Annotated in this window: 17 protein-coding genes; 5 read left to right on the forward strand and 12 right to left on the reverse strand. The window is 60.3% G+C overall.

All coding sequences use genetic code 11. The annotated features are described in order from the left end of the window. Positions 1–69: 69 nt before the first annotated feature. The 7 genes from AB5Y71_RS01635 to AB5Y71_RS01665 form a co-directional block, all read right to left on the reverse strand. The gene (locus tag AB5Y71_RS01635; RefSeq protein ID WP_368170840.1) at positions 70–1,110 is read right to left on the reverse strand and encodes an alpha/beta fold hydrolase; all 1,041 of its coding nucleotides are present in this window, start codon (positions 1,108–1,110) and stop codon (positions 70–72) included. Next, positions 1,110–1,769 carry a CatB-related O-acetyltransferase gene (locus tag AB5Y71_RS01640; RefSeq protein ID WP_368170841.1) on the reverse strand — a complete coding sequence of 220 codons (660 nt, stop codon included), beginning with the start codon at positions 1,767–1,769 and terminating at the stop codon, positions 1,110–1,112. The genes AB5Y71_RS01635 and AB5Y71_RS01640 overlap by 1 nt, the downstream gene beginning before the upstream one ends. After that, positions 1,769–2,500 (reverse strand): tRNA (guanosine(18)-2'-O)-methyltransferase TrmH, encoded by a 732-nt coding sequence (gene trmH / locus AB5Y71_RS01645; RefSeq protein WP_368170842.1) that lies wholly within the window; start codon positions 2,498–2,500, stop codon positions 1,769–1,771. Before trmH ends, AB5Y71_RS01640 begins: the two co-directional genes overlap by 1 nt. A 44-nt stretch (positions 2,501–2,544) precedes the next feature. Then, positions 2,545–4,662, reverse strand: a complete 2,118-nt coding sequence (gene spoT / locus AB5Y71_RS01650; protein WP_005339255.1) for a bifunctional GTP diphosphokinase/guanosine-3',5'-bis pyrophosphate 3'-pyrophosphohydrolase — start codon at positions 4,660–4,662, stop codon at positions 2,545–2,547. A 131-nt stretch (positions 4,663–4,793) separates the two neighbouring features. Further along, positions 4,794–5,069, reverse strand: a complete 276-nt coding sequence (gene rpoZ / locus AB5Y71_RS01655) for a DNA-directed RNA polymerase subunit omega (RefSeq protein ID WP_005307060.1) — start codon at positions 5,067–5,069, stop codon at positions 4,794–4,796. 79 nt (positions 5,070–5,148) lie between these two features. Next, positions 5,149–5,775, reverse strand: coding sequence for a guanylate kinase (gene gmk / locus AB5Y71_RS01660; protein ID WP_368170843.1), 627 nt, complete (start codon positions 5,773–5,775; stop codon positions 5,149–5,151). A 303-nt stretch (positions 5,776–6,078) separates the two neighbouring features. Next, positions 6,079–7,131, reverse strand: a complete 1,053-nt coding sequence (locus AB5Y71_RS01665; RefSeq protein WP_368170844.1) for a glycosyltransferase family 9 protein — start codon at positions 7,129–7,131, stop codon at positions 6,079–6,081. A 201-nt stretch (positions 7,132–7,332) separates the two neighbouring features. Here AB5Y71_RS01665 and AB5Y71_RS01670 point away from each other — a divergent pair, with 201 nt between their 5' ends. Together AB5Y71_RS01670 and AB5Y71_RS01675 are read left to right on the forward strand one after the other, a co-directional pair. Further along, on the forward strand, positions 7,333–8,046 hold the full coding sequence (locus AB5Y71_RS01670) for a 3-deoxy-D-manno-octulosonic acid kinase (RefSeq protein WP_368170855.1): 714 nt from the start codon (positions 7,333–7,335) through the stop codon (positions 8,044–8,046). A gap of 70 nt (positions 8,047–8,116) precedes the next feature. After that, on the forward strand, positions 8,117–8,980 hold the full coding sequence (locus AB5Y71_RS01675; RefSeq protein WP_201959084.1) for a sensor domain-containing diguanylate cyclase: 864 nt from the start codon (positions 8,117–8,119) through the stop codon (positions 8,978–8,980). 6 nt (positions 8,981–8,986) lie between these two features. Here the strand turns inward: AB5Y71_RS01675 and AB5Y71_RS01680 are convergent, their stop codons facing one another. Continuing rightward, entirely contained in the window at positions 8,987–9,841 is an 855-nt protein-coding gene (locus tag AB5Y71_RS01680; protein ID WP_368170845.1) for a carboxylate/amino acid/amine transporter, read from the reverse strand. Between the two features lie 39 nt (positions 9,842–9,880). Between AB5Y71_RS01680 and AB5Y71_RS01685 the strand changes: the two genes are divergently transcribed. Next, positions 9,881–10,342, forward strand: a complete 462-nt coding sequence (locus AB5Y71_RS01685; RefSeq protein WP_368170846.1) for a DUF6314 family protein — start codon at positions 9,881–9,883, stop codon at positions 10,340–10,342. 124 nt (positions 10,343–10,466) lie between these two features. On the opposite strand, the gene AB5Y71_RS01690 is transcribed toward AB5Y71_RS01685, so the two are convergent. Together AB5Y71_RS01690 and AB5Y71_RS01695 are read right to left on the reverse strand one after the other, a co-directional pair. Beyond that, positions 10,467–10,628: a hypothetical protein gene (locus AB5Y71_RS01690; RefSeq protein ID WP_005339236.1), complete on the reverse strand. Its 162-nt coding sequence runs from the start codon at positions 10,626–10,628 to the stop codon at positions 10,467–10,469. Next, positions 10,613–11,512: a DMT family transporter gene (locus AB5Y71_RS01695; RefSeq protein ID WP_005357113.1), complete on the reverse strand. Its 900-nt coding sequence runs from the start codon at positions 11,510–11,512 to the stop codon at positions 10,613–10,615. The genes AB5Y71_RS01690 and AB5Y71_RS01695 overlap by 16 nt, the downstream gene beginning before the upstream one ends. A gap of 91 nt (positions 11,513–11,603) precedes the next feature. Between AB5Y71_RS01695 and AB5Y71_RS01700 the strand changes: the two genes are divergently transcribed. Beyond that, positions 11,604–12,563 carry a LysR substrate-binding domain-containing protein gene (locus tag AB5Y71_RS01700; protein ID WP_368170847.1) on the forward strand — a complete coding sequence of 320 codons (960 nt, stop codon included), beginning with the start codon at positions 11,604–11,606 and terminating at the stop codon, positions 12,561–12,563. On the opposite strand, the gene trpS is transcribed toward AB5Y71_RS01700, so the two are convergent. Both trpS and AB5Y71_RS01710 read right to left on the reverse strand, forming a co-directional pair. Next, positions 12,542–13,555, reverse strand: coding sequence for a tryptophan--tRNA ligase (gene trpS / locus AB5Y71_RS01705; RefSeq protein WP_069529120.1), 1,014 nt, complete (start codon positions 13,553–13,555; stop codon positions 12,542–12,544). The two genes, AB5Y71_RS01700 and trpS, sit on opposite strands and share 22 nt — an antisense overlap. Positions 13,556–13,747: 192 nt before the next feature. Continuing rightward, positions 13,748–14,185, reverse strand: coding sequence for a universal stress protein (locus AB5Y71_RS01710; protein ID WP_005339229.1), 438 nt, complete (start codon positions 14,183–14,185; stop codon positions 13,748–13,750). A 401-nt stretch (positions 14,186–14,586) separates the two neighbouring features. Here AB5Y71_RS01710 and fabV point away from each other — a divergent pair, with 401 nt between their 5' ends. Continuing rightward, a complete protein-coding gene (fabV, locus tag AB5Y71_RS01715; protein WP_368170848.1) occupies positions 14,587–15,774 on the forward strand; it encodes an enoyl-ACP reductase FabV in 1,188 nt (395 codons plus the stop codon). Positions 15,775–15,814 lie beyond the last annotated feature (40 nt).

Consider the following 15,814-nt stretch of genomic DNA (forward strand, 5'->3'; position numbering starts at 1 on the left):
AAAACAGGGGCAGTTTACCTTAGCCCGCACTGTCACCCCATTTATTTAGGGTTACAAAAAATAGCCAGCTCAGAAGCGGGCGAAAAAGTCGACCATCGCGGTCAGGGCGGGCTGGCGCTTGTCATCGGATTCGATAAACAGCTCGTGCCAGGCACCCTCGATGCGCAGTGGCTTGCCCCCTTCGCACTTGGCAATGGTGCAGAAGCGATCCTGAGCGGAATTATCCACCACGCTGTCGTTGCCAGCCTGCAGCACCAGCAGCGGGGTTTTGATGGCGCCCGCATCGGCGATGGCAGCATCGGCACCGGTGATCCCCTGATAAATCCAGTGGGCGGTGGCGCCACCCAGCTTGATCTGCGGGTGCTGTTCGTAGATTTGGCGGAAGGCTTGATAGCGGGACTGACTGTGAGTCAGCTCGTTGTCGGCAAAGCTGTGATCCTGATAGGCGCCCTGACCGGGGCCGTAGGGAGGCTCGCCAATCCAGCCGCCGACCGTGCCTATGGTGCTCGCCAATCCCTTGGCCAGCCACTTGGGCAGACCGCCGAGATTGATGCCCAGCATGGGGGAGGAGAGCACGGCCGCCTTGATATCATCGGGCCAGCGCTCCAGATAGCGGGCCGAGATGGCGCCGCCCATGGAGTGGGCCAGCAGGAACAGCTTGGCAGGCTGGTCCGCCATGATGATCTGGTCGTGAAACTGCTTGAGATCGACCACATAATCGTCGAACTGGTCGACATATCCCTTCTGCGGGTCATCCAGCATCCGGTCGGACATCCCCTGACCGCGATGGTCGATAAGGTAGAGGCTGTAGCCCTGACGCCAGAGATCCCACGCTAGCTCCTGATACTTGAGGTAGCTCTCGACCCTGCCATTGACGATCAGGATGGCGCGATCGACCTTGGCTTGCCGTAGCGCAGCATAGCGGATGGTCACCCCATCCTTGCCCTTGAACTCTCCTTCCACCGCATGCTGGCGCCAGAAGTCGGGCAGGGTTTGCTGGTAAAGGCTGGGTATATCGGCTTCGCTGGTGAGTTGATAGGTATTGGTCACGGCAAGGGCTCCGGCAGAAAACAGGGTCAGGGCCAACAGGGAAAGAGAGAGGGGTTTCATCAGGCACACTCCTGTTGCCAATGGTGATAAAGGGCGGCGATATCCCCCGAGCAGAGCAGCACCATGCTGGCTTGCAAGCGGGGCAGGGGCCAGTCCCACCACTGCATCTCTTGCAGCATGAGGATCTGCTCATCGCTGAAACGGCGGCGGATCGGTTGGGCCGGGTTGCCGCCGACTATGGTGTAAGGGGCCACATCTTTGGTCACCACGGCGCGGGTGGCGATGACGGTGCCATCACCTATGGTGATGCCGGGCATGATCATCGCTTCCGAGCCGATCCAGACGTCATTGCCAATCCGGGTGTCCCCCTTGCGCAGAAAGCCGCTGCGGGCCCCTTCGCCAAAGGTGTCGGGATTGAACGGGAAGGTGGAAACCCAATCCAGCCGGTGTCCCTGATTGCCCGCCAGCATGAAGGTGGCGCCCGAGCCGATGGAGCAGAACTTGCCGATGATCAGCCGATCCACCTCGCCCCAGAGGCCGCTCTCCCAGGTGTCGCGGGTCGAGCCATCGCCGAGCAGGTAGCGGACGCAGTGATCCTCGAACGGCTTGCCGTGGTAGTAGCCGGAGTAGTAGCTGTAGTCGCCGGCCTCTATGTTCGGGTTGGTCAGGTGATCCCGGATGATTTGCGATTCCAGCCAGCTGCCAAAAGGGTTATCCATCACTCCTCCTGCGGATCGTCCTGTTCGCTCTGCTGCGCCCACCCTTTGCGGGTCAGCTGCATCCGTTGCCACCACTTTTCGTCCGCCAGAATTTCACCGGCCGGGCCGAGCTGGGGGTAGGGCATCTCTTTCTCTTTGCAGAGCTGGGCATAGATAGGATAACCCCCCTCGAACAGGATGCTGTTCTGCTCCTCCAGCGTGAGCGGGCAGCCGCGTTGATAGCAGCCGGCCAGCTCGCGCTGGCGCTGCGCCTCGTAGAGGATGGCGGCTGCAGCCACCGAGACGTTGAGGGACTGCACCATGCCCACCATGGGGATGACGATATGGTGGTCGGCCAGGGCCAGCGCCTCTTCACCGATGCCATGCTTCTCCTGACCCACCAGAATGGCGGTCGGTTTGGTGTAATCGATGGCGCGAAAATCGACCGAGCTGTCGGAGAGGTGAGTCGCCAGGATCTGCATGCCGGAGGCTTTAAGCTCGGCAACGGCTGTGCCGATATCCGGGTGCAGTTTTACATCCACCCAGTTCTGGCTGCCGCGGGCGGTGCCTTTGCGCTTGTGGATCCAGGTTTTGGGCCAGACGGCGTGTACCCGGTGGATGCCGATGGCATCGGCTGTACGCACGATGGCGGCCAGATTGTGAGGTTTGTGGACCTCTTCCATGCAGACGGTCAAATCGAGCTGACGCTGGGCCAGCATGTCGGTGATGCGCTTGAAGCGTTCGGGGGTCATGGCTTGTCTCTATAAAAGCAGCAGGCGGCTTGCGCCGCCTGTGTTCAGTTCTTCTGTCGGCTCACCTTGAGCACGTTGGGCATCACGCGGATCTTGCGCATGATGTTGGCCAGGTGGATGCGGCTCTTGGTGGTGATGAGCAGGCTGACCTGATAGACCCGGCCATCCTTCTCTTCGGTGCTGATGGCGTGAATATTGGCGCCGGTGGCGGCAATCACGTTGGCCAGCTCGGCCAGCGCACCCTGATGGTTGACGATCTCGATGCTGATGCCGGTGCGGAACTCCTGTTCCTGCTCCTTGTCCACTTCCCACTGCACTGGCAGGTACTTGTCCGGCTCCTTGCTGTAGCCCTTGATGTTGCGGCAGGCTTCCTGGTGGATCACCAGACCCTTGCCCGGGCTGATATGGGCGATAATGGCATCCCCGGGGATCGGACGGCAGCAGTTGGCGAAGGTGACCAGCATGCCGTCGGCACCCTTGATCGGCATCTTCTTGCTGCTGGTTTTGGGCTGTTCTTCCGGCGGCAGTTCATCCCCTAGCATGCGGCGCGCCACCATAACACTCATGGCGTTGCCAAGACCCACATCGGCCAGCAGGCCCTGCAGGTTCTCATGCTTGGTATCGGCCAGCACCTGTTTGATGCGCGGCTCGGGAATGTCTTCGATATTCTTGGCGCCCAGCGCATGGTTGAGCAGGCGGCGACCCAGCACCACCGACTCTTCGGTGCGCAGGTTCTTGAGGAACTGGCGGATCTTGGAGCGTGCCTTGGTGGTCACCACGAAGTTGAGCCAGGCCGCGTTGGGACGGGCGCCCGGTGCCGTGATGATCTCCACCGTTTGACCCGAGTGCAGCGGGCTGCTGAGCGGGTAGGGGTGGCGGTCGACCCGTGAACCAACGCAGGCGTGGCCGATATCTGTGTGCACCGTGTAGGCAAAATCAACCGGCGTGGCGCCGGCGGGCAGCTCCATGATGCGTCCTTCCGGCGTGAACACGTAGATCTCGTCGGGGAAGAGGTCGGTTTTGACCCCTTCGATAAATTCAAAGGAGCTGCCGGCGCTCTGCTGCAATTCCAGCAGGCTCTGCATCCAGCGCTGGGCGCGGATCTGGGCGGTAGTGCCCGAGCTGTCGCCATCCTGCTTGTAGGCCCAGTGGGCGGCAACCCCTTTGTCGGCCATCTGATCCATGAATTCGGTGCGGATCTGCACCTCTACCGGTACCCCGTGCGGCCCCACCAGCGAGGTGTGCAGCGACTGGTAACCGTTGGTCTTGGGGATGGCGATGTAATCCTTGAAGCGGCCGGGGCGCGGCTTGTAGAGGCTGTGCATCTGCCCCAGCACCCGGTAACAGGTATCTATGTCCTTCACCTTGACACGAAAGGCGTAGATATCCATTACCTCATGAAATTGCAGCTCTTTTTTCTCCATCTTGTTGTAGATGGAGAAAAGATTCTTCTCGCGGCCACTGACCTGATGCTCGATCCCCGCCTCTTTCAGGCGACCGCTGATTTCGCTCTGGATGGAATCGATGATCTCGCGGCGATTGCCACGGGCGCGGCGCACCGATTCGCGCAGCACGCGGGATCGCATCGGATAGAGCGCCTCGAAGCCCAGCTCTTCCAGCTCGTTCTTCATGGTGTGAATACCGAGGCGGTTGGCGATGGGGGCGAAGATTTCGAGGGTTTCCCGAGCGATACGGCGGCGCTTGTCAGGGCGCAGGGAGCCCAGGGTGCGCATATTGTGGGTGCGGTCGGCCAGCTTGATCAGAATGACCCGGATATCCTGGGTCATCGCCATCACCATCTTGCGGAAGTTCTCGGCCTGCGCCTCTTTGCGATCGCGAAACTTCAGCTTGTCGAGCTTGGAGACCCCGGCCACCAGTTCTGCAACCGCATTGCCGAATTGTTCGGCCAGATCGGCCTTGGTGACAGAGGTGTCTTCGATGACGTCGTGCAGCACGGCGGCCATCAGGGTTTCATGATCGAGGCGCATGTCACCCAGGATTCGGGCAACGGCAACAGGGTGGGTGATATAGGGTTCGCCACTGGAACGCATCTGGCCCTGGTGGGCATCACGGGCCACCACATAGGCTTGCTTGAGCTTCTCGACCTGCTCTGGTGGCAGGTAGGAACTGGCTATTTCTTTAAGGTTTTCAAATAAATACAAGACAGTCCCCGCAGCGGTGAAACGGCAATTCGTGGAATTGAGGGTATAGCCCTGAGTTTGCGAGGTTTTCGAGCGGTTGTAAATGGGGATGAACAGTCGGCACCCAGGCGGGTGCCAACCGGAGGAATAACTTAACCGCGGCCTTCGGCGATGGCAGCAACGGCAGCCAGCTCGGCGGCTTCCTGCTCTTGCTGTTCGTAGCGGTCCTGGGTGTCCATCACTTGATTGTTCACCAGACCCAGCTCGATCTCACGCAGGGCGATCACAGTCGGCTTGTCGTTCTCTTCGTCGACCAGGGGATCTTTGCCTTGTACCGCGATTTGACGAGCGCGGCGCGCGGCGACCAGCACCAGGTCAAAACGGTTACCTACCTGTTTTACAGCATCTTCTACAGTAACGCGTGCCATGCAGGACTCCAGTGTTTGGGCTTTCTGTATTTAGAAAAGCAGTGTTTAAAAATGACGCAAAAGTTTACTTGTTTTTGGCTTACTCTGCCAGTAGCTGTTGCAGCAAGTTTTTTTGAGCCTGTTGCTGGTGACGCATCTCCAGCCGTTGGCACTCAATAATGGACCTGAGCTGGAACAGCGCCAGCTCGAAGTCTTCATTGATAATGACATAGTCATACTCGTCGTAGTGCACCATTTCGGCAATGGCTTTCGCCATCCGGCCGGCAATCACTTCGGCGCTGTCCTGACCGCGCCCAATCAGGCGGCGTTCCAGCTCTTCGCGGCTGGGGGGCAGGATGAAAATGGATTTGGTCGGCATCTGCTCGCGGATCTGGCGGGCACCTTGCCAGTCGATGTCGAGGAATACGTCGATCCCCTTGGCCAGACAGGCTTCGATGGCGGCGCGTGAGGTGCCGTAGTAGTTGCCGAACACTTCGGCCCACTCCAGAAAATCACCGCGTTCGATCAGTGCCTTGAACTCTTCCACCTGTACGAAGTGGTAGTGCACGCCGTGCTTTTCGCCCGGGCGGGTGGCGCGAGTGGTGTGGGAAACCGACAGCTGCATCTTGCCCGCAGCGTTATGTTGGGTCAGCAAGGCATTGAGCAGACTGGATTTACCCGCGCCGCTCGGAGAGGAGATGATATAGAGAGTGCCTTGTTGCGCCATATTATTACCTTTAATCGAAACCGCTGTTTTGGTTGTAGCAGAGACCGCCGTCTTGTGCCCGAAAGGGAGACAGCCAAACGCAAAACGCGGAAAATTCTTGAGTCAGGAGGATGTAAAGGCGGCGAATTTTACCAGAATGCGGCGAATAAAAAAACGGCCGGAATCATATTCCAGCCGATCAAAGTATTCGTAGCTTGCTGCGGGAGCGTAACCCACATCAGCCTGCATTGTGCCTTTGGCTGAGGGCAGAGGCTATCAGGTTATCCCTGCCTGATGGCTCGGAATTCCCGAGGTGCCCTGTCATTACGGCAGCTGACGAGCGGCGCAGAGCCGATCGAAGGCGGCGATCACCTGCTCGCTAGTGATTTTTCGCATGGCCTCCGGGTCTTTGAGACGGGTGCGCCAGCTCAATTCGGCCAGCGGCTTGCCGGTCTCCTGCTCGACCAGCTCCTGATAGACGCTGACCACGTAGTCGCGGCAGAGATATGGGCCTGTGCGCGCCGGATTGTGGTGGGCATAGAGGCCGATCACCGGCGTGCCGACAATGGTGGCCATATGGGTGGGGCCGGTATCGGGGGCCAGTACCAGACTCGCCTCGCCAATCAGCGCCAGCAGCTGCTTGAGGTTGGTCTGCCCCACCAGATCGACCGGCTTGCTCTGGCTGAGTTGCCGGATCTCGGCGGCCAGATCCCGCTCCAGCTTGGCCAGCCCGCCACAGAGATAAACCTGAAAGCCCTTGTTGGCGGCGTGATCCGCCAGCGCGGCATAGCCTGCGGCCGTCCAGTTCTTGAAGGCCTTGCTGGCGGCAGCGCAGATAAGCAAGGTCGGTTTGCCGCCAATCTTCTCCCTTGCCCACGCCTGATGTTCGGCGCTGATGGGCAGTTGCCAGTCTGGGGTCAGATCCTTGATGCCGAGCTCTTTGGCGAAAGCGAGGAAACCGTCCAGCACATGGGGGGAGGCAGGCGAAGGCACCTTGTGGTTGGTGAACAGCCACTGGCCGTCGTTGGCCCGTTCCCGATCAAACCCGAGTTTGACCTTGGCGCTGATGCCGAGGGTGGCGATGCTGGCTCGCATCGCTGCCTGCAGGTGGAGCAGGGCATCGAATTTGCGCCCCTTGAGGGTCTGCCAGAGATCGCGATAGCCGCGCCACCCCTTGCTCTTGTCGAAGGGGATCACCTCGACGCCGGGCAGATCGGCAAACAGGGTTGCCTCGATTTTGCCGGTGATCCAGGTGATGCGGGTCTGTGGCCACTCCCGCTGGATGACGCGCACCAGCGCCAGTGCGTGGCAGCAATCCCCGATGGCGGAGAGCCGCAGGATGCAGATGGAGGAGGGGGGCGTTTGAAATAGCGGCATGTTGTGGCGCACGGCTGGCAAAAAGGGTGGATGGCATTATGCAAACTCCCCTGTGGATTGTAAAATTGCGCGCAATCGTCAGCCGGGCTTTGCCACCCTTAATAGCCGCCATGGCTGGCACATGTTGCGGGCATGCCACAGTCGCAGCCTCATCGCCCATAAACAGGGGCGATCAACGACCCACCGAGCGGGATCTTCATGATGCTGATACAGACCGAACACAACCAAGTTTGCTGGTTCGCCGAAGGGGCCTTTCGCGACCCCACTTCCCAGTTATTCGAACCGGCCTGGTGGCAGAACAACCGTCAGGTGGTGGGAACCTCCATCGGTCGCGGCGTGACCTGGTTCGTCAAGGATGAGTCCCGCCATCTGGTGCTGCGCCACTACTATCGCGGCGGCATGGTGGGCAAGGTGGTGCGGGATCGTTTCTGGTTCGAAGGGGTCGAATCGAGCCGCGCCATGGCGGAATACACCCTGCTGGCCAAGTTGTGCGAACTGGGGTTGCCGGTGCCGCGTCCGTTTGGTGCCCGCATGGTCAAACAGGGCCCATTCTATCGTGCCGATATCCTGATCGAGCGAATTCGCGGTGCCAAGGATATGGTGGCGTTGCTCAAGCAGGGGTCGGTGGCGACCGAGGTATGGCACAAGATAGGCCAGACGGTGCGCCAGCTGCACGATGCCGGGGTCTATCACGCCGATCTCAACAGCCACAACCTGCTGCTCGATAAAGAGGGCAAGGTGTGGGTGATCGATTTTGACAAGGGTGCGATCCGCTCCCCCGGCGAATGGCAGAAGGCCAATCTGGAACGCTTGCTCCGTTCATTCAATAAAGAGTCTCAACTGCATACCAGCTTCCACTTCGTACCGGAGAACTGGCAGACCTTGATGAATGGATATCAGGGAAAAGCGATCTGACCCTGTTGCTCGGCGTGAACGCCAATGTTACTTATTGAGCAGGTATTCAGATCCTGTTTCGAGGCGCCCCATGGAAATGCTCAAGACACCTTTGGTCGATGTGACTGCCCGGCTTGATCCGGGTCTGCTGTCTGATGCCATGGCGCTGCTGGAGGCGGGGATCTGGAGCTGGTCAGCCCAACATGGACTGCAGCGTGATCCCTCCTGCCTGCGCCTGTTGGGATTGGGAGATTGCTGGCCGGATGATCTCGGCTGGCTGGATCGGGTTCATCCCGACGATGTTGCCCGGCTGGAAGATGCCCTGCTCGCCTGCCAGAGCGGCCGCAGCAGCGGTCTGCGCCTCGAATACCGCATTCTGCATCATCACGGTCACTACATCCGGCTGGAAGAGCGGATGCGTCGCGATGAGCGGGGCTATCTGCTGGGGGTTGTCCGTCACCTCGATCCCGCTGCCGTGCTGGTGGAGGAGCGACATGGCACCGATCCGCTGACCGGTCTGGAGAGCCGTGGCCGCTTCGAGCAACTGCTGGAGGAGCGGCTGGCGACCGAGAGTGGCACTTTCAGTCTGCTGCAGTTTTCGGTCGATCACATGGCCAAAATCCAGCAATTGTTTGGCGAAGCGGCTTGCGACGCCATGCTGGCCAAGCTGGCGCGTATCGTGCGTCACGAACTGCGGCGGGAAGATCCCTTCGCCCGCTGGGATGAGGACGGTTTTATCCTGATGCTCTCCCAGACCGAGCGGATGAGTGCGCTGGAGATCGCCGAGCGGCTGCGCCTCGAGATTGCCGATGCCAGCCTGCTGTCACAGCGGCCGGTCACCGTCAGCATCGGGCTGGTGCAGAGTCAGGCTGGCGAGCAGCTCGATCATCTGCTGGCCCGGCTGGCCAGCTGTCACAGTCAGGCCAGACGGGAGCACAACACCGTCGTCGGCTGAGTGCGGTCAGGGTTGGCCGCGCTTGTCACGCTGGCAGACCCAGAGCGAGGCCAGCATCAGCAGGCCGCCGATGGTCAGTCGGGTCAGGTCGGTATCCTTGCCCCAGAGCAGCAGATTGACCAGCAAGCCGGCCGGAATGAGCGCATTGTTCATAATGGCCAGCACCCCGCTGGTGACCTGCGTCGCCCCCTTGTTCCAGAGGAAGTAGCCGAGGCCGGAGGCACCCACCCCCAGCCAGAGCAGAATGCCCCACTGCAACCCTGACGTTGGGTATTGCGGCTTGCCCAGTAGCCACCAGGCGGGCAGTGCGATCACCAGCGCTCCCAGATAGAAGCAGCCGAACACCGCCAGTTGCGGCGGTTGCTCCGCCTCCCGTGCCAGCATTACCTTGTAGCCCACTTGACCCAGGGCGAAACAGAGGTTGGCCCCCTGCACTACCAGAAATCCCAGCACATAGCTTTCGGTCAGGCCGTCGAAGCGGATGACGGCTGCCCCGAGCACCGCCAGCAGGGCACCCCACAGATAGGTAGGCTTGAAGCGGCGCTCCAGCAGATCGTGGAGCAGGGTGACGTAGATGGGGGTGAAGATGGTAAAGACCAGCACTTCCGGCACCGTCAGCAGCAGGAAGGAGTGGTAGTAGAAGAGATACATGATGCCGAGCTGGATGGCGCCGAGGGCCATCAGCTTGGCCGCCAGATCGGGGCGCAGCCAGCGGCGGCGCAGGAAGGGGAGAAACACCAGACTGGCGAGGGCAATGCGGGTCAGCACCGAGAAGTAGGCATCCACCTGACCGGCGAGGTAGACCCCGATCAGGCTGAAGGAGAATGACCAGAGCAGGGTGACCCCTATCAAGTAGTTCATGTGTTTGATTTATCGTCAGTTGTCAATTTTAAGGGGGCTATGATGGCCGAGATGGAAGCGGCAATCCAGCGTTTATGGACGCGATTGCCACAGGTCGGAGCATTTTCCTTTACCGCCAGCAATGGCGAGGGGTCGGCGACCGACTGGAATGGTCGGGGCGAGGGGCGTGTGCAGGTGACCGATCATCATGGTGGCTGGCTGTTTAACGAGCAGGGCCGTTACATCACGCCTCATGGCAGGGAACTCGCCATGCACAACCGCTTCTGGTGGCAGCGCAGTGCGCGGGGGATCCGTCTCTCCCATCTGCGTTATCAAGCGCCGGTCGAGCTGTTCGAGCTGCTGCCGCAGGGGGATGGCCGCTGGCTGACCGCCGAGCCCCATCTGTGCGGGGCGGATCACTACAGCGCCGAGTTGATCGAGATCGACGGCGGTTTTCTGCTGAGCTGGCAGATCACTGGGCCGCGCAAGAACGAGCGACTCAGCTATCGCTATCTGATCTGACGCCGGCTGGCAGGCATAAAAAAACCGGCGCAGAGCGCCGGTAGCGGGGGACAAATCGGAGGTTTTTTAAAACAGTCCCAAAAACAGGAGAGATAGACTCTCGTCACACATTCAGAGATGGACTTCAGGCATTCAGGGCATAGCTCAGCATGGCTTGCAGCTTGCTATCGAAGAACCAGGGCAGCAGTACCATCAGCAGGCCCAGGATCCCGGCCAGCCGCTGGCGATACTGCCAGCCGGCAATCAGTACCAGACCACCGCACAGTGTGGTCAGGATGCCTGACATAGGGAGACCTCGCGCTGCATGCGACGCTGTTGCGCCCACTGGTTCATGGCGACCGAGCCGAGGATCAGGGCCAGAGCCACGCCGGTAGTGGGGTGGATCTGCTCGCCGAGGAACAGGGCACCCAGCATCACGCCGAACAGCGGCACCAGATAGTTGCTGAAGGAGGCGAATGTCGGGCCGGCCTTCTGGATCAGCGCCATGTAGAGGAAGTAGACCAGACCGGTACAGAGGGTACCCAGCACGGTAATCGCGCTCAGGGCCTGGGTGCTCGGCAGGGTCAGGCTGCCGAGATCAACCATGAAGGGGGCGACCAGCAGCAACTGGATTGCCGAGGAGATCAGGATATTGCGGGCGACCACGACCGGATGGTCCTTGGCGAAGCGCTTGATCATCAGCAGGCCGATGGCGAAGCAGCTGGCACCCAGCAGGATGGCCATGGCACCGAGCAGACCGGCGTTCATGCCCTGGGAGAGTTTCGGCCAGAACAGGGTGAGTACACCGGCAAAGCCGATGATCACGGAAAGCAGTCCGGTTTTGGTGATTCTTTCACCAGAAATAAACAGCGGTGCAGCCAGAATGGTCACAAACGGGATACAACCCATGACCACGGCGGCGATAGCGCTATCCACATACTGTTGGCCCCAGGCGACCATGATGAAGGGGATGGTGGCATCCAGCAGGGCGATCAGCATATAGGTGCGCCACGGGGTGTGCTCACTCTTGAGCCTCATGAACAGGCAGAGCAGACCCAGGGTCAGGCTGCCGCACAGGGCACGACCGGCAGCCACCAGAATGGGGGGCAACTCGGCGACGGCCTGGTGCATGAAAATGAACTGGGAACCCCACAGCAGGCCAATGGCCAGCAATAACAGATAGCTACGCATTTGAATCTCCGATGTATTAAGCCAGCGCATTCTAGGCAATCTGTTACTATGGTAAAAATGAATTGTTGGCATTTAACTATGGCTAATATCGATGGATAGCTCGCTCGCCCGTCTTGACCTCAACCTGCTCGCCGTATTCGACATGCTGATGCAGGAGCGCAACGTCACCCGTGCCGCCGAACGGCTGCATCTCTCCCAATCCACCGTCAGTCACGCCTTGGGGCGGCTGCGAGTGGCGCTGGATGATCCGCTGTTTGTGATGAGTCGGCGCGAGATGATGCCGACCGAGCGGGCCAAGGCGCTTGCCGGGCCGGTGCGCCAGGCGCTGGCGATGCTGGAGCAGGGATTGCGGCAGGCCAAGGGGTTTGATCCAGCCACTGCGCGGCGGATTTTCCGCATCGCCACCCCGGGTTCGGTAGAGCACGGGCTGGTGCCGGTGCTGGTGGAGCGGCTCCATCGGCTGGCCCCTCACTGTCGGCTTGAGGTGTGCGAGCTGGCCGACAGCAACTACGAGCGGGAGCTGGAGAAGGGGGAGCTGGATCTGGTGATCGGTTTCGCCGGGGCGAATCATCTCTCACCCCGCTTATGGCGGGAGGAGTGGTTCAACAACCCGCTGGTCTGCCTGTCGCCCCTTGGCAGCGAATTGCCCGATGTGCTGACTCCGGTCGAGCTGGTGAGCCGTCCCCATATCCACACCTCCAGCTGGGGTCACAGTCAGGCGATGGTGGAGCTCTGGCTGGCCCGTTTCGGGGTGGAACGGGAGCTGGGGGTCAGGTTACCGAGTTTTATGGCGGTGCCTCCGCTGATGGCGACCGGCCGCTATCTGGTGGTGGTGCCCGAGATGATCGGGCGCCACTTCTGCCGCTACTACCCGCTGCGGATGCACCAGCTAGACCCCGCCATCCCGATCGTTTACCTGATGGCAGGGCATCCGCTCACCGCCCACGACGAGGCGATCGGCTGGTTCAAGAGCCTGCTGCACCAGTTGGTGTTCGACCTCTATGGCGACGATGCACTCGGGACTCCCGCTCAGCGGATGCTGGCGAAGTAGTCGAGCCCCATGGCGCTTTTCACCTCCGCCAATACCTCATCGGTGATGATGCGAGCCTGCTCGGTGCCTTGATAGAGCAGCTCCAGCAGCATCTTCTTGTCGGCAATGGCCGCGGCCCGGCGCTCCCGCATCGGGGCGAGCAGGGTTTGCAGGCAGTCATTGAGCACCTGTTTGCAGCGCATGTCCCCCAGTCCGCCTCGTCGGTAGTGGGCCTTCATCTCGGCGACCAGCGCCTTGTCGGGGTGGAAAGCATCGAGATAGGCGAACACCGTATTTCCCTCCACCTGACCCGGATCGCTCACCTTGAGGTGGTTGGGGTCGGTATACATGGCGAACACCGCCTGTTTGATCTCTTCCGCCGACATGCCGAGCTCTATGGTGTTGCCGAGGGATTTGGACATCTTGGCCTTGCCGTCGATGCCGGGCAGGCGGCCGGTGTCGCTCAGGATCGGCTGGCATTCGGTCAGCACCTCTTTGCCTACCAGAGAGTTGAAGCGGCGGACGATTTCGTTGGTCTGCTCCAGCATTGGCAGCTGATCTTCCCCGACCGGCACGTGGCTGGCGCGAAAGGCGGTGATGTCGGCGGCCTGACTGACCGGATAGACCAGAAAACCGGCTGGCAGCGTGCGTTCGAACCCTTTTTGCTGGATCTCCGCCTTGACGGTGGGGTTGCGCTCCAGCCGCGCGACGCTGACCAGATTGAGGTAGTAGCAGGTGAGTTCGGCGAGGGCGGGCAGGGCGCTCTGCAGGCAGAAGGTGGTCTTGGCCGGGTCGAGGCCGACCGCCAGATAGTCAGCCATCACCTCCAGCACGTTGTCGGTCACCTTGGCCGGATTGTGGCCGTTGTCGGTCAACGCCTGCAGATCGGCGATCATCACGAATTGACGGTAGTGGTGCTGGGCTTCGACGCGCTGGCGCAGGGAGCCGACATAGTGGCCGATGTGCAGTTTGCCGGTGGGACGATCGCCAGTCAGGATTACGGGGTTGTGCATGTCACTCTCTCCAGTTGGGTGAGCCAGGAGGCGACAAAGGGATAAAAACAGTTGACCGCCTCTCGGCGGTCACGGTGTTTTCTTTGGGAAATTTACAATAGAAACGCGGTGCCGCCTGTTTAGGAGCAGCACCACCAGTAGTTGTGATTGAATGCGGTCATGTTCATAGCAAATCAAACTACGCCGGTTTCATTACTTCTGCAAGGGGACGACCAGCAGATCGCAGGGCACTGTATTCATCAGCTGACGGGCGCTCGAGGTGAGCAGGCTCCAGAAGCTCTGGCGATGGCCGCACACCAGCAGGTCGATCTCGTACTCCTTGACCGCCTGATTGACCCGCTCGCTCAGATCGCCGCAGATCACCAGCTTCTTCTCGATGGGATAGTCCACCGAGGCCAGAAATGCCTCCAGCTTCTCTTTCGCTTCGGCGATCACCTGATCCTGCACGTTGTCGATGTCGATATCGATCATCTCGGTGTAGAGATCCTTGAGGTCCACATCGACATGGATAACCGACAGCTTGGCGCCGTTGGAGCGGGCTCTGTCGACAGCCTTGTCGATCACCTTGCGGTTGTCTTCAGAGAGGTCGATCGCGGCCAGAATATGCTTGTAATAGGTTGTTCCACTCATGGGGGTTCTCCTTACCGATCCTTCAGCCCACTATACCAATCTCTGCTGAAACTAAAATGGTGCCTCAGGCACAGTTTTGGGATTTAAATGAGTTTAATGACGTGTGACACAGGGTCAGCCACTCAGTTATTAACCACTATTTGCCTATAAATTAAACAAGAGTTTGACGCCGGTCACACCCCTCGGCTTGCCGATCAGGGGGGAGAGGCATAGGATGGGCCCGTGCTTCGCAATGAACACAAAACAACAAAAAGCATCTGAATACCGCTTTGGGGAGCCACGTGCTCCCTTTTGTTTATCCGCCTCATTTCCCGCGGCTTTTCTGACTGATAGCGATCCGGCATCAAGTTAATCTCCTTCGATTTGGTTATGCTGTAGCCAGTTTCTTTGGAGGCCTTCCCATGATCATTCATCCCCAGATTCAAGGTTGTGTTGCCCGCAATTGTCATCCCATCGGCTGCCGCGCCGCCGTGCAGCAGCAGATTGAACGCATCAAGACAGCGGGCCCGTTTAATGGGCCCAAGCGGGTGCTGGTGCTGGGGGCCTCCTCCGGGTTTGGGCTGGCGTCGCGCATTGCACTCGCCTTTGGCACCGGTGCCGACACCATCGGTATCTCCTTCGAGCGCGGCCCTTCCGACAAAGGATTGGGCAGCGCCGGCTGGTACAACAACATCTGGTTTCGCAAGGAGGCGGAGCAGGAGGGGCGTATCGCCATCAACCTGATCGGTGATGCCTTCTCCGACGGCATGCGCCAGCAGGCCATCGACACCATCCGCCAGCAGCTTGGGCAGGTGGATCTGGTGATCTATTCGCTCGCGAGCGGCATCCGGGTGCTGCCAGATGGCACGCAGGTGCGCTCCGTGCTCAAGACCACCGGCCAGCCGTTCAGCGGTTGGGGGTTGGATCTGGAGCGCGATACCTTGGTGCAGCAGTCGCTGGCACCTGCCACGCCGGAGGAGATCCGCGAAACCGTCACCGTGATGGGGGGTGAGGATTGGCTGCTCTGGATGCAGGCGTTGCAGCAGGCCGACTGTCTGGCCCCCGGCGCGCAAACCGTGGCCTACTCCTACATCGGCCCCGAGTCCACCTATCCCCTCTATCGCGATGGCACCATCGGTTATGCCAAGGAGCATCTGCACGCCACCGCCGAGACCATCAACCTGCAGCTGGCCGAGATTGGTGGTCACGCCTGGGTGTCGGTCTGCAAGGCGCTGGTGACCAAGGCGAGCGCCTATATCCCGGTGCTGCCGGTCTATCTGGGCCTGCTGATGGGGGTGATGAAGGAGCGCGGCGTCCATGAGGGCTGCATCGAGCAGATGCAGCGACTGTTTGCCGCCAAGATGTATGGGGCCAATGGGGTGGTGGCCGATGGCAACCGGCTGATCCGGATGGATGACCATGAGCTGGACCCGGCCATTCAGGCCGCCGTTTCGGCGCTCTGGCCCAAGGTGACGCCGGACAATTTCCACGCGCTGGGGGACTTTGCCGGGCTGCGGCAGGATTTCATGCAGCTCAACGGCTTCGAGCTGCCGGGCGTCGATTATGCTGCGCCGGTGGATGTCGCCTCCCTTGGCGAGCGGACCCCCTGAGCTGAAAGAAACGGGATCTCCCTCTCGTTGGCGGGTTGAT

This window comes from Aeromonas sp. R9-2, from assembly GCF_040908025.1.
Taxonomy (GTDB): domain Bacteria; phylum Pseudomonadota; class Gammaproteobacteria; order Enterobacterales; family Aeromonadaceae; genus Aeromonas; species Aeromonas veronii.

What these genes read in the sequence shown, in the direction of transcription:
- AB5Y71_RS01640 (WP_368170841.1), bottom strand. Translation starts at nt 1,769, where the DNA reads ATGGATAACCCTTTTGGCAGCTGGCTGGAATCGCAAATCATCCGGGAT.
- AB5Y71_RS01675 (WP_201959084.1), top strand. Translation starts at nt 8,117, where the DNA reads ATGGAAATGCTCAAGACACCTTTGGTCGATGTGACTGCCCGGCTTGAT.
- AB5Y71_RS01700 (WP_368170847.1), top strand. Translation starts at nt 11,604, where the DNA reads ATGGATAGCTCGCTCGCCCGTCTTGACCTCAACCTGCTCGCCGTATTC.
- AB5Y71_RS01635 (WP_368170840.1), bottom strand. Translation starts at nt 1,110, where the DNA reads ATGAAACCCCTCTCTCTTTCCCTGTTGGCCCTGACCCTGTTTTCTGCC.
- AB5Y71_RS01695 (WP_005357113.1), bottom strand. Translation starts at nt 11,512, where the DNA reads ATGCGTAGCTATCTGTTATTGCTGGCCATTGGCCTGCTGTGGGGTTCC.
- AB5Y71_RS01665 (WP_368170844.1), bottom strand. Translation starts at nt 7,131, where the DNA reads ATGCCGCTATTTCAAACGCCCCCCTCCTCCATCTGCATCCTGCGGCTC.
- gmk (WP_368170843.1), bottom strand. Translation starts at nt 5,775, where the DNA reads ATGGCGCAACAAGGCACTCTCTATATCATCTCCTCTCCGAGCGGCGCG.
- AB5Y71_RS01680 (WP_368170845.1), bottom strand. Translation starts at nt 9,841, where the DNA reads ATGAACTACTTGATAGGGGTCACCCTGCTCTGGTCATTCTCCTTCAGC.
- AB5Y71_RS01670 (WP_368170855.1), top strand. Translation starts at nt 7,333, where the DNA reads ATGCTGATACAGACCGAACACAACCAAGTTTGCTGGTTCGCCGAAGGG.
- AB5Y71_RS01710 (WP_005339229.1), bottom strand. Translation starts at nt 14,185, where the DNA reads ATGAGTGGAACAACCTATTACAAGCATATTCTGGCCGCGATCGACCTC.
- rpoZ (WP_005307060.1), bottom strand. Translation starts at nt 5,069, where the DNA reads ATGGCACGCGTTACTGTAGAAGATGCTGTAAAACAGGTAGGTAACCGT.
- AB5Y71_RS01690 (WP_005339236.1), bottom strand. Translation starts at nt 10,628, where the DNA reads ATGTCAGGCATCCTGACCACACTGTGCGGTGGTCTGGTACTGATTGCC.
- trpS (WP_069529120.1), bottom strand. Translation starts at nt 13,555, where the DNA reads ATGCACAACCCCGTAATCCTGACTGGCGATCGTCCCACCGGCAAACTG.
- fabV (WP_368170848.1), top strand. Translation starts at nt 14,587, where the DNA reads ATGATCATTCATCCCCAGATTCAAGGTTGTGTTGCCCGCAATTGTCAT.
- trmH (WP_368170842.1), bottom strand. Translation starts at nt 2,500, where the DNA reads ATGACCCCCGAACGCTTCAAGCGCATCACCGACATGCTGGCCCAGCGT.
- AB5Y71_RS01685 (WP_368170846.1), top strand. Translation starts at nt 9,881, where the DNA reads ATGATGGCCGAGATGGAAGCGGCAATCCAGCGTTTATGGACGCGATTG.